At 56.0% G+C, this 679-nt stretch carries 1 protein-coding gene; it reads right to left on the bottom strand.

Features of this window, described 5'->3' with window-relative positions; genetic code table 11:
* Nucleotides 1-313 precede the first annotated feature (313 nt).
* The coding region (locus GHN86_RS23495) for a hypothetical protein (RefSeq protein ID WP_228389652.1) at nt 314-679 on the bottom strand (366 nt) is incomplete at its 5' end.

Here is a 679-nt window from a genome sequence, read left to right as displayed (position 1 = left end):
TTCCAGGTCTCGAATCCCGCCCGTTCAAAGCAGAATTCCCCGAGACCTAGGCTGGAGGTGTTTCGAGCACCCACCCAGCCCGTGAAACCCCGCCTTGGCGGGGTTTCGTCGTTTCTACGCCATGAAAATGTTCCACGGACGTAAGTAATCGCGAAACACAATATCTTGTGTTTTGCCTTTGGCGTCAAACGCCCGTGGAACAAATCTGGTTAAGCGAAAGTATCCGAATCGGATACTTTGCCCGTTTGGTTAGCCATTTTGAGGCCGTGTGGCGTAGCCGCATGGGATCGAAAGGGCCGACAAGCGCAGCGCGTCAGTAGCCTTTGAGGATTCGAAACTGGCTGTTTTCGCCCCAAGCATCAGCCTTAGTATCGATCTCGGCACAAAGTCGTTTCTGAGGACCGCACAGGGTCAGATTAACCTTGCCACCTTTGGCCTCTAGGGCGGCAGCATTGGCCCGCAGATCCCCGATTTCGTTGGGGCTGGGTACCAGAAGCATGGACAACCCCACGATGGAAGCCAGCAGCACGCAACTGGTCGCAGCCCAAATAGCGGCCCACTTCCAACTGATCGAGCTTGCTGCTTGGTGCAGGCTTTCTTCCGCCTTCTCAGCACGCGCTGTAACGCCCTGTAGCGCCTTCACAGCGGGATTTACAGAATCCCCCAGAGTGGACTGGGT

It is taken from the genome of Pseudomonas helleri, from assembly GCF_009600315.1.
GTDB classification, from domain to species: domain Bacteria; phylum Pseudomonadota; class Gammaproteobacteria; order Pseudomonadales; family Pseudomonadaceae; genus Aquipseudomonas; species Aquipseudomonas helleri_A.
The sequence above is the reverse complement of the archived record's forward strand: the minus strand, read 5'-3'. Positions and strand labels throughout refer to the sequence as shown.